Origin of the sequence: Phyllobacterium sp., from assembly GCF_037994405.1 — a bacterium.
GTDB lineage: Bacteria > Pseudomonadota > Alphaproteobacteria > Rhizobiales > Rhizobiaceae > Phyllobacterium.
Genome location: NZ_JBBNAN010000369.1, coordinates 18,517 through 29,978 on the forward strand (window position 1 = coordinate 18,517; position 11,462 = coordinate 29,978).

General features: G+C 58.0%; 10 protein-coding genes. All 10 read right to left on the reverse strand.

All coding sequences use genetic code 11. From position 1 onward, the window contains the following. Nucleotides 1-14: 14 nt before the first annotated feature. Complete coding sequence (ftsA, locus tag AAAC48_RS20685; RefSeq protein ID WP_340655989.1) at nucleotides 15-1,337, reverse strand: cell division protein FtsA; 1,323 nt, start codon at nucleotides 1,335-1,337, stop codon at nucleotides 15-17. After that, a complete protein-coding gene (locus tag AAAC48_RS20690; protein ID WP_340655990.1) occupies nucleotides 1,334-2,287 on the reverse strand; it encodes a cell division protein FtsQ/DivIB in 954 nt (317 codons plus the stop codon). Before AAAC48_RS20690 ends, ftsA begins: the two co-directional genes overlap by 4 nt. Beyond that, nucleotides 2,275-3,201: a D-alanine--D-alanine ligase gene (locus tag AAAC48_RS20695; protein WP_340655991.1), complete on the reverse strand. Its 927-nt coding sequence runs from the start codon at nucleotides 3,199-3,201 to the stop codon at nucleotides 2,275-2,277. The genes AAAC48_RS20690 and AAAC48_RS20695 overlap by 13 nt, the downstream gene beginning before the upstream one ends. Nucleotides 3,202-3,472: 271 nt before the next feature. After that, nucleotides 3,473-4,438 carry a UDP-N-acetylmuramate dehydrogenase gene (gene murB / locus AAAC48_RS20700; protein ID WP_340656001.1) on the reverse strand — a complete coding sequence of 322 codons (966 nt, stop codon included), beginning with the start codon at nucleotides 4,436-4,438 and terminating at the stop codon, nucleotides 3,473-3,475. Nucleotides 4,439-4,477: 39 nt separating this feature from the next. Then, complete coding sequence (murC, locus tag AAAC48_RS20705; protein ID WP_340655992.1) at nucleotides 4,478-5,878, reverse strand: UDP-N-acetylmuramate--L-alanine ligase; 1,401 nt, start codon at nucleotides 5,876-5,878, stop codon at nucleotides 4,478-4,480. Beyond that, complete coding sequence (gene murG / locus AAAC48_RS20710) at nucleotides 5,875-7,002, reverse strand: undecaprenyldiphospho-muramoylpentapeptide beta-N-acetylglucosaminyltransferase (RefSeq protein WP_340655993.1); 1,128 nt, start codon at nucleotides 7,000-7,002, stop codon at nucleotides 5,875-5,877. The genes murC and murG overlap by 4 nt, the downstream gene beginning before the upstream one ends. 7 nt (nucleotides 7,003-7,009) lie before the next feature. After that, nucleotides 7,010-8,167, reverse strand: a complete 1,158-nt coding sequence (gene ftsW / locus AAAC48_RS20715) for a putative lipid II flippase FtsW (RefSeq protein WP_340655994.1) — start codon at nucleotides 8,165-8,167, stop codon at nucleotides 7,010-7,012. Further along, nucleotides 8,167-9,567: a UDP-N-acetylmuramoyl-L-alanine--D-glutamate ligase gene (murD, locus tag AAAC48_RS20720; protein ID WP_340655995.1), complete on the reverse strand. Its 1,401-nt coding sequence runs from the start codon at nucleotides 9,565-9,567 to the stop codon at nucleotides 8,167-8,169. Before murD ends, ftsW begins: the two co-directional genes overlap by 1 nt. A 9-nt stretch (nucleotides 9,568-9,576) precedes the next feature. Then, nucleotides 9,577-10,659 (reverse strand): phospho-N-acetylmuramoyl-pentapeptide-transferase, encoded by a 1,083-nt coding sequence (mraY, locus tag AAAC48_RS20725; RefSeq protein WP_340655996.1) that lies wholly within the window; start codon nucleotides 10,657-10,659, stop codon nucleotides 9,577-9,579. 25 nt (nucleotides 10,660-10,684) lie between these two features. Then, on the reverse strand, nucleotides 10,685-11,462 hold a 778-nt coding region (locus AAAC48_RS20730), incomplete at its 5' end, for a cyanophycin synthetase (RefSeq protein ID WP_340655997.1).

The following is an 11,462-nucleotide window of genomic DNA, read 5'->3' on the forward strand; positions in this document are numbered from 1 at the left end:
GTTTCCCCGATTGATCAAAAACTCTCTCTCAGCCACTGGCCGATACGCTGAAAACGCCCACCCGTACCTGTCATCAGCGATGATGAACCGGCCTTTACAGAACGCTCCTCAATTCCTGCGACTTGCGGATAGATCAAAAGACCCACCGCTGCAGAGAAGGCCGGCCCTTTGGCTGCTTCGGGAAGCCCCGTAACGCCGAGGGGGCGGCCAATTCGTACGTTGCGGGCCAGGATGCGGCGGGCCACTTCGGGCAGCCCTGCCAACTGACTGGCTCCGCCTGTCAGGACGACGCGCTTGCCGACAATCTGGCCGTAGCCAGACTGATTGAGACGATCACGCGCCAGCTCCAGCGTCTCCTCGACGCGAGCACGGATGATGCGTGTCAAGACAGCACGCGGATATTGGTTCGGGACATCGCGTCCGTCATTGCCCAGAGGCGAAACACTAATGAGGTCACGATCATCGGCAGCGCTTGGCAGAGCCGATCCATGCATGACCTTCAGGCGCTCTGCGTCATCCATATGCGCAGACAGACCGCGCGCTACATCCATGGTTACGTGGTTGCCGCCAATGGCTATGGCATCGGCATGAATGAACTTGCCCTCGGAGAAGACGGAAATCGTCGTTGTGCCACCGCCCATATCGATGCAGGCAGCGCCCATTTCGGCCTCGTCATCGACAAGCGCCGAAAGACCGCTGGCATAGGGGGTCGCAATCATTGCTTCGACCGAAAGGTGGCAACGATTGACGCAAAGCTCGAGATTGCGCAGCGGTGCCGCATCGGCGGTCAGCACATGCATTTCGACGCCGAGCGTGTCACCGATCATACCGAGTGGATCACGAATGCCGCGCTCGCCATCAAGCCCATAGGCGATGGGCAGCGAATGAACGAGGTGGCGCTCCGTTGCCAGAGCCTGTTTGGCACCCGCTGCCAGAACGCGGCGAATATCCGCCTGGTCGACCTCATGGCCGCCAAGATTGATACTGGCGGAAAAGCTCTCGCTCTTGAGACGACCAGACGAGATATTGACGATCATCGAGTCGACGGTGAGACCGGCCATGCGCTCGGCCGCATCGACTGCCAGACGGATTGCCTGTTCGGCGGCATCCAGATTGACGATGACACCGGACTTGATGCCACGCGACTTCTGATGACCGATACCAAGAACTTCGATGCGGTGAGTGCGGCCCGGCAGATGGGCGCTTTCCTCGCGCGGGCGCAGTCGCGCAATGATGCAGCAAACCTTGCTCGAACCAATGTCAAGAACTGTCAAGGACCGCGTCCGTTTTGCGGATGGCGCTCCAGTAGACGTGCCCTTTCCGTTCAGAATACTCATATACGCTTCTCCGAACGCTTTGGCGCCTTGTCCCGCGCCTTCAAATACTCAACGCGCTGCACCATTGCCTCTGGCGTCAGCCGAACAACCACCCGGTCCGTCAGCCGCATGTCAACAGAAGCGATATCGCGGGACAGAAGGCCCGATTTGCGATCCATGTCGGCGATATCGGCAAGTGCCTGATCGATGCGATTTTCCGGCAGCATCAGGGTGACGCCATTCTTCAAAAAAAGATCCCAGCGCCGGTCGCCGACCCGCGCATATGCCTTAACTTCGCCCGTGATTTGCGGGAAACCGGCCATTTGCGCCAGGAGCAACTTCGCCTGCTTGTCAGCGCCAGTCCCCATCACCAGCGGCAAGGCGGCACTGCGCCCGCCGGTGAACGGGACGATGACGCGGCCATCGGCGTCGATTACCGACAGATCGTTGCCATTTTGCCAGACGGCCATGGCCGTCCGCTCGTGAATCGAAATCTGGATTGTGTTTGGATAGACCTTGAACACATCCACGGACTCGACCCAGGGCAAACCAGCAACGGCCTTCTGAGCATCCGCGGCACTCAAACCCACCAGAGAGGTTTCACCGTCAAGACCGAGCGCCCCAAGAACATCGATCTCCGAGGTTTCCTTGTTGCCGACAACCTTCACATCCTCGATGGCAAAGCCGAATGTCGAGGTTGTAACCTTGACCACTTCCGGTGCATGCCCTCCGAGGATGGCACCATAGGCACCCGTCAGGGCCAGAAATGCCACAGCACCAACCGTGCCGACGTGATTCGGTATCGAAACTTCCCCCTCGATCATGCGGGAAAACACCCGCACGGGCTTGCGCATGAATTTCGGCAGGACGATGCGGAAATGGCCCAAAGCCCCATAGACATGGGAACGCCTGTCCGAAGACACCGGCGCAGCACCTCTTGGGTGCGCATTTTTGCCCTTCAACGCAAACACGATGCGTCCTCCACCATCCAACTCAACAATTCACCGAAGGTATGCCCCGCAGCTTTGGCGATATCAGGTACGAGAGAGGTGGGAGTCATGCCCGGCTGGGTGTTAACTTCCAGCCAGATAAGCTCGCCATCTTCGGAAAATCGGTCGTCGTAACGGAAGTCCGACCGGCTAATCCCTTTACATCCAATTGCCTGATGCGCCTTGAGTGTCAGTGTTTGTATTTTTTGGTAAATTTTTAGTGAAATTTTAGCGGGAACCACATGATTTGATCCGCCTGCAACATATTTTGAATCATAATCGTAGAACTGGTGCCCTACCGGGATGATTTCACACACACCGATGGCCACGTCGCCCATCACCGCACAGGTCAATTCGCGCCCATGGATGTAACGCTCGACCATGACGGTATCGCCATATTTCCAATCATCCGAAGTGATGACCTGCGGTGGATGCGACTGATCTTCCTTGACGATGACAACGCCGAAGCTTGACCCTTCATTCACAGGCTTGACCACATAAGGCGGCTTCATCGGATGCTTTGAAGTAAAATTCATCCGGTTCATGGTCCTGGCCTCAGCCACCGGAACCCCCGCGGCCTTGGCAACAATCTTCGCCTGCTCCTTGTTCATGGCGAGAGCAGAGGCAAGGACACCGGAATGGGTATAGGGAATTTCGAGATATTCGAGGATGCCCTGGATCGTACCATCTTCGCCGAATGGACCATGCAGCGCATTGAATGCCACATCGGGTCTCAACTCCTGCAGAACACTGGCAATGTCGCGAGTGACGTCAACACGGGTGACAGAGTAACCCTCAACCTCCAAAGCATCGGCGCAGGAATTGCCGGAGGACAGGCTCACCGGACGCTCCGATGAAAAGCCACCCATCAGCACCGCAACATGCTTTTTCGCCATAAGGCAACCCCTCGAACACTTCCCCATCAAGGGCGAAAAATGACATGAGTCCGGGCACATCCGGCGGCCAGGGACCGCAGACACCCGAGGCTGGCAAAAACCAGCCGACTCAAATCAGTTAACGCTTGTCCCTAAAGAATCAGAGAGTTGATTCGCTGACAAGTCCCCAATGATTCAACAATGAAATTTCGTGTAAAATAATGTGTTCCGCTGTCGAAAGCCGGCGTCCGCCAGCACCGGGTCTCGCGCCAGATTTTCGGCAAGTTACAAGCTACAAGAGCTGCCCCATGAACTCGTTCACCTCATGACCAGGCCGGAACAGTCCGAGACGCTTGATTTCCCAGTGCAGCCTGATGCCGGATTTTTGCAGAACGTTCGCGCGGATCGTTTCACCCAGTGTTTCAAGGTCATGTCCCGTTGCGGTCCCGGTATTGATCATGAAATTGCAGTGCATTGGCGACATCTGCGCGCCACCAATCATCAAGCCGCGCCCACCCGCCTTGTCGATTTCCTTCCAGGCTGACGAGCCCTCAGGATTCTTGAAAGTTGAACCACCCGTTTTTTCGCGGATGGGTTGCACCGTCTCGCGGTGCTGCTGCACGGCATCCATAGCTGCCTGAATTTCACCCCTGTCTCCCAGAGATCCTTCAAACAGCGCCGAGGTGAAGATCAGTTCATTCGCCGCGCCGGAATGGCGATAGGCATAACCCATGTCGGAATTGGAAAGGACATGTACCTCTCCTTTGCGATCGAGAGCACGCACTTCGACCACACGCTCCCGGGTCTCGACGCCATTGGCGCCGGCATTCATGCGCAGCGCGCCGCCAATGCCACCAGGAATACCATGATAGAAATGGAACCCGGCAATGCCAGCCTCAAGTGCTGCTGCTGCCACGCGCTTGTCTGGCGTCGCTGTGCCTGCCCGCAGGTGCGTGTCACCCACGCGCTCCACTTCGCCAAACCCCTTGGCGGAGAGGCGCACGACAAAGCCTAGGATGCCGCCATCGCGCACGAGAAGATTGGAGCCAATGCCGACAGTCAGAATTGGATATTCGTCGGGAACGGCCTTCAGGAAAGCCGACAGATCTTCCTCGTCGGCCGGCTGGAACATGACTTCAGCCGGACCGCCAGCACGGAACCAGGTGACCTTTTCCATACCCATATTGGGCGTCAGGCGCCCGCGCAAGCCCGCGAATCGATCCCCCAGCTTCTTCAGCAGGGCTTCGCCATCAATCATTGGATACATATTGTCCTTCCAGCAGTTTCCGCCCCAAATCTAGAGCGCTGCAAGTTCCTTTGGCAAGGCATAGGCCCACTGCGTGATGCTGCCCGCGCCAAGAAAGACCACAAAATCATCGGGCTTGGCGATTTCAGCGATCAACGGCGCGACCTCTTGCGGTCCGCTGATATAGCGGGCGTCGCGGTGGGCGGCAGTCCTGATGCGGGAAACCAGCGCTTCCGACGTAACACCTTCGATCGGATCCTCGCCAGCCGTATAGACCGGAGCGATGACAACCGTATCCGCGTCATTGAAGCAGGCAGCAAATTCGTCAAACAGACTGGCAAGGCGCGTGAAACGATGCGGCTGGACGACTGCAATGACGCGGCCCTTGGCGGAGTCACGCGCGGCTTTCAGCACCGCCTTGATCTCAACGGGATGGTGGCCGTAATCGTCAAATATTTCGACGCCTCGCCACGTGCCCGTATGCGTGAACCGGCGCTTCACGCCGCCGAAGGACGACAACCCCTTCTTGATGTCCTCGGCGGAAATGCCAAGCTCATACGCAACTGCGATTGCCGCCGTGGCATTGGAGACGTTGTGACGGCCCGGCATCGGCAGACGAAGACCGGTGATCTCGGTTGTCTCGCCGGTCTTGCGCTTGGCAATCTGCACATCGAAATGCGAACTTGCGCCATCGACCACGAGATTGACGAAACGTACATCCGCCTGCGGATTCTCGCCATAGGTGATGACCCGGCGATCTTCGATGCGCGAAACCAGCGATTGCACTTCCGGATGATCGAGGCACATCACGCCAAAGCCATAAAATGGAACGTTCTCAACAAATTGCCGGAAGGCTTCGCGGACGCGGTCGAAAGTGCCGTAGTGGTCCAGATGCTCGGGATCGATATTGGTGACGACCGCAACGTCCGCTGGCAGTTTCAGGAACGTGCCATCGCTCTCATCCGCCTCGACAACCATCCAGTCACCCTCGCCCATTCGCGCATTGGTGCCATAGGCATTGATGATGCCGCCATTGATGACAGTCGGATCGAGGTTGCCGGCATCAAGCAAGGTGGCGACCATCGAGGTCGTCGTCGTCTTGCCGTGGGTACCGCCGATGGCGACAGCCTTGCGGAAGCGCATGAGTTCAGCCAGCATTTCGGCACGGCGAACCACCGGCAGCAGCTTTTCCCGCGCGGCAATCAGTTCCGGATTGGTCTTCTTGATGGCCGTGGAAACAACCACCACTTCGGCGTCACCGATATTTTCTGCCTTGTGGCCAACGAAGATCTCGATACCTTTTTCCCGCAGGCGCTGCACGTTGGCGCTGTCTGCCTGGTCGGAACCCTGCACCTTATAACCGAGATTGTGCAGGACCTCGGCAATGCCGCTCATACCGATACCGCCGATACCGATGAAATGAACAAGGCCGATGTTGAGCGGCATCTTCATGGACGCACTCCTTTTTTGAAATTTTCCACGCTTTGGCCGGTTGCAATAGCCTCTGTAAGGTCCGCAAGCAACCTTGTAGCATTGGGCTTGCCGGTACCGCGGGCCTTTTCTGCAATAAACGCCAGCCGCTCGGGTTCGTGCATTGCGCTCGACAGGATCGCGGCGATGCGCTCGGGTGAAAGCTCGGACTGCTTGATGACATCTGCACCACCCGCAGCCTGGAGCGCCGCGGCATTTGCTGCCTGGTCATGATCGAGCGCATGGGGGAACGGCACGAGAATGGCGGGCCGTCCAATGGCCGCGATTTCTGAAACGGTGGACGCGCCCGAGCGGGAAAGCACGAAATGCGCCTCGGCAATCCGCCTCGGCATGTCCTTGAAGAACGGCGCGACCTCGGCCTTTACGTCAAGCGCTTGATAGGCAGCGCGCACCTGCGCCTCATCTTCGATCCTGGCCTGCTGAGTAAGGACAAGGCGTGCACGGTCTTGCGGTGCAAGCAGCTTGATCGCCGCCGGAATGGCTGTCGAAAAATACTGGGCGCCCTGGCTGCCGCCAAAAACCAGGAAGTGAAAAGGCTCTGACGTCCGCGACGCGCTATACGGCTTGCCGACTTCCGCCAGGACGGCAGGGCGCACGGGATTGCCGGTGACAATCGTCTTGTTCGCAAATGGACCACCATTGTCGGGCAGAAATCCGCCGGCAATCGCATTGACACGTGCCGCCAAGGCTTTGTTTGCACGGCCCATCACGGCATTCTGTTCATGGACAAGCGTTGGAATTTTCATCCCGCTCGCCGCATAAAGTGGCGGCAGGGTTGGATAGCCTCCGAAACCCGCAACAAGCTTTGGCTTCGTCGCGCGGAACAGCTTGCGGGAATCGAGATTGCCCTGCCACAGCGTCCAGAACGTTTTCGCCAGTGCAAATGGATTGCGCCCAGCGATCGTTGCTGAGCGCACCACATGGATCTTCTTGGCAGGGAATGCAGCCGTGAACCGCTCGGCACGATCATCGGTGGCCAGATGGATGTCCCAACCGCGCGCGATCAGCTCGTGTGCCAGCGCTTCAGCCGGGAAAAGATGGCCGCCGGTACCCCCGGCGGCGAGAAAGATAGTCCCCTTAGACATCAGCAGCTCATACTGCGCCGGCCATTGAGGGCATCTTCGAACTCCCCAATGTCGCCGAACGGCGAGCTTCAGGTCGGCGGCGCGTCAACGCAAGCAGAAGACCTGCCGTGATCGCAACGGAGATGAGCGACGAACCACCATACGAAATGAATGGCAAAGTCATGCCTTTGGCTGGCATCAAATGCAGATTGACCGACATGTTGATGATCGACTGGAAGCCAAACAGGATGACAAGACCCGAGATTGCAAGGCGGGTGAAATCATCACGCTCTTTCAACGCAATGGACAGGCCACGGATAACGATGAAAGCAAAGATCAGCACGATGAGCAGGCAAAGCGCGATGCCATACTCTTCCGCTGTCACCGAAAAGATGAAATCGGTATGGCTGTCAGGAATGATGCGCTTGATCGTGCCTTCACCCGGTCCTTGGCCGAGCCAGCCGCCTCTGATGATCGCCTCGCGTCCCGCATCAACCTGGAACGTATCGCCCTCGCCCGTCAGGAACCGGTCGATACGTCCGGCAACGTGTGGAAACACCGTGTAGGCACCAAAGAAACCAACGATGCCAAGGATACCCAAGCCGATAATCCAGATCCACGGCACGCCGGCCATGAAGAACATCGCACCCCATGTAACGGCTGTCAGGATGGTCTGGCCAAGATCCGGCTGCGCCACCAGAAGTGCGGCGACAACACCGAAGAGCACCATCGAGAAGAAGTTCCCGGGAATGTCCTTTCGACGCTCGTTTTCAGCAAAAAGCCATGCACAAACAATGACAAAGGCTGGCTTCATGAATTCGGAAGGCTGGATCGAGACGCCAGCGAGCGATACCCAGCGGCGCGCGCCCTTGACCTCAATGCCGAAGAACAGCGCACCAACCATAGCCACCATGGAGATGCCCAGCAGAATAATTGCAAATCGCCTGATAGTTCGCGGTGCCATGAACGAAACCGCAAACATGACGACGACTGCCGGTACCATGAACATCGACTGATGCTTGACGAAATAGAAGCTCTCAAGGCCGATGCGCTCTGCGACCGCAGGGCTCGCCGCGAAGGATAGGAGAATGCCAAGCCCCATCAAGGCGAGGCAGGCAGCAAGAAGAAAACGATCAATCGTCCACCACCAGTCGGCTACGGGACCACGGTCAACACGGCTTACCATCAGTTTGCCCCCTCAATCGGTGATGCGCCCGCAAGCGCCAGAACGGCGGACCGGAATGCCTCGCCGCGTTTCTCGAAATTCTGAAACTGGTCGAAACTGGCGCAGGCCGGCGACAGCAGCACCACCGGTTCTGTCGCTCCGTCACTGGCGGCGTCACGCGCGGCATGTTCCACCGCCGCCCCTATGGTGCCGGATATCTCGTAAGGCGCAGCCTCGCCGAGCGTCGCAGCAAATTGCGGTGCCGCCTCGCCGATCAGATAGGCCTTGGCGATATGCGGGAAAAAGCCGGATAGCGCAGCGATCCCTCCTTCTTTCGGCAGTCCACCAGCGATCCAGTAAATACGCGGGAATGACGAGAGCGCGGGCGCGGCAGCGTCGGCATTGGTTGCTTTGGAATCGTTGATAAACAGCGTCTTGCCGAGCTTGGCAACCTGTTCCATGCGATGGGCCAGACCAGGGAAAGTCCTTAGTCCAGCGATGATCTCCTCCACCGACAAACCGACTTCTTGGCAGGCAGCGAATGCGGCCAGCGCATTTTGCGCATTGTGCTCGCCGCGCAATGAGCCGATGCCGGCGAGCGAGGCGACCACATTTGCCTCGCCTTTTTTCGCGTGGATCAGATTGGAGCCTTCGGCGAAGTAGCCGTCACGGACCGGCATGCGCTTGGAAATACGAATTACCGGCTTGCCCGTCCGCTCCAGCCGGTCGGCAATTGCAGCACAAACGCTGTCGTCGATACCAACAATCGCCGTCTCACTTCCGGCAACAAGACGTTCCTTGATCTCGGCGTAGTGCTGCATGGTACCATGCCGGTCTAGATGATCCGGCGTCAGATTCAGGAGGATACCGGCAGAGGGATTGAGCGAAGGCGCGAGGTCAATCTGATAGGATGAGCACTCGACGACATAATGGCGGTCGTCGACAGGTGGCTGAAGGGTCATCACTGCAGTGCCGATATTTCCGCCAAGCTGGGTGTCGCGGCCAGACGTTTTGATGATGTGTGCGATCAGCGCCGTCGTTGTCGATTTGCCGTTGGTGCCCGTGATGGCAATGAACGGGCTGTTCTTGCACGCCAGATTACGCTCCCGCACGAAAAGCTCCACGTCACCGATGATCTCGACACCGGCGGCCCGGGCCAAGTCCACGGTCCAGTGCGGACGCGGATGCGTCAGCGGCACGCCAGGCGACAGGATGAACGAGAAAAACTGCTTCCAGTCCGCTTGCCGTAGATCGCCCGTTTCGATCCCCGCACCCTGCGCGCGTGCCACGCTATCAGGATTGTCGTCCCAGGCGATGACATTCGCCCCGCCTGCAATGATCGCTTGAGCAGTGGCAATGCCCGAACCGCCGAGCCCGAAGAGCGCGACGGTCTTGTCCTTCATGGAGTGGGCGGCGATCATGCGTATGCCTTATCTGAGCTTGAGCGTGGAAAGGCCGATGAGAGCGAGGATCACAGCGATGATCCAGAAACGGATCACGACCTGACTCTCGGTCCAGCCCTTCTTTTCGAAATGGTGATGGATAGGCGCCATCAGGAACACGCGCTTGCCTGTCATCTTGAACGACGCCACCTGGATGATCACGGACATGGCTTCCATGACGAAGACACCGCCAATAATGGCAAGAACGATCTCGTGCTTGGTAGCAACAGCGACGGCACCGATCAGACCACCAAGTGCGAGCGACCCGGTATCGCCCATGAAAATAGCGGCCGGCGGTGCGTTGAACCAGAGGAAGCCGAGGCCAGCGCCGATGACTGAACCCAGCACGACAGCAAGTTCGCCTGTGCCCGGCGTGAAATGGATCTGCAGATAATCGGCGAAAATCGCATTACCGGAGAGGTAGGCGATAACGCCGAAGGAAGCTGCCGCGATCATCACGGGGACAGTAGCAAGGCCATCGAGACCGTCTGTGAAATTCACCGCGTTGCCGGCGCCAACCATAACAAATGCGGCAAACGGAATGAAGAAAATGCCCAAATTGAGTATGAGTTGTTTGGCAAACGGGAAAGTCAGCGACGATGAGAACGGCTCTTGCCCGGCCCACATGATGGCTAGACCAGCCAGGGCCGCAACGAGGAATTCGATGCCGAGACGCGCTCTGGCAGAAAAACCCTTGAACGTCTGCTTGCTGACCTTCAGGTAATCATCATAGAAGCCGATCGCGCCGAAGAACAGGGCAACCAGCAGGACGATCCAGACATAGACATTCGACCAGTTGGCCCAAAGCAGGGATGAGAGCAGGATACCGGTCATGATCATCAGTCCGCCCATGGTGGGCGTACCGGCCTTCTTGAAATGGGTTTGAGGACCGTCGGCGCGAATCGGCTGGCCGCGCCCCTGGCGAATACGCAATGAGTCGATGATGCGCGGACCAAAAAGGAAGACAATCAGCGCCGAAGTTATCAGCGCACCACCGGTCCTGAACGTGATGTAGCGGAACACGTTGAGAAATTGGATATGTTCCGCCAGGCCGGCGAGATAATAAAGCATCAGCTATTTCCCCATCCCCGCAGGCTTACTCGGCAGGACCGACAGGCTCCACGGTGTTGTATTTCTGCAAGAGCGTTTTCACGATCTGAGAGAATCCGGTCCCCTTGGATGACTTGATCATAATCACGTCACCAGCCCTGATCGTGTTCAGCAATTGCGGTTGCAATTCGTCTACGCTCTGCCTGTATTCGGCATGAAATTCAACCGGCATGGCCGCTTTGAGCGCTGCCATCTCCGGTCCGCCGAGAAAAACCATGTTGATATGATTGGCAGCGATTACCGATGAAAGTTCAGCATGCAGTTTTGGCGCCTGCTTCCCCAGTTCCAGCATATCGCCGAGAACGGCAATCCTGCGGCCCTTTCCAGCCGGCGTTGCAGCGGCCAGCAGCTCGATCGCAGCGCGCATCGATGCCGGGTTGGCGTTGTAACTCTCGTCGATCAGCGTGAATGTGCCGTTGGCGACCTCCAGCGTATGTCGGGCGCCACGGCCACTCTCAGGCCGAAGCGATGCGAGTGCCAGGGTGACCTTCGCCATATCCGCACCGGTGAGATGCGCGGCGCCCAGAACAGCAAGTGCATTCTGCACGATGTGCCGGCCTGGGGCGCCAATCTTGGCGACGACTTCTTCACCGGCAAGACGCGCAGTCATGCAGGAGCAGTCGCCATGCAATTTCACCTTGGTCAGCCGGTAATCCGCCCGCGCATTTTCGCCGAAGCTCTTGATGTGTTCGACGCCGGCGGCTCGCGCGAGTTTTTCAAGCAGCTTGAAATGCTTGTCGTCGCGATTGAGCAGTGCGTAGCCC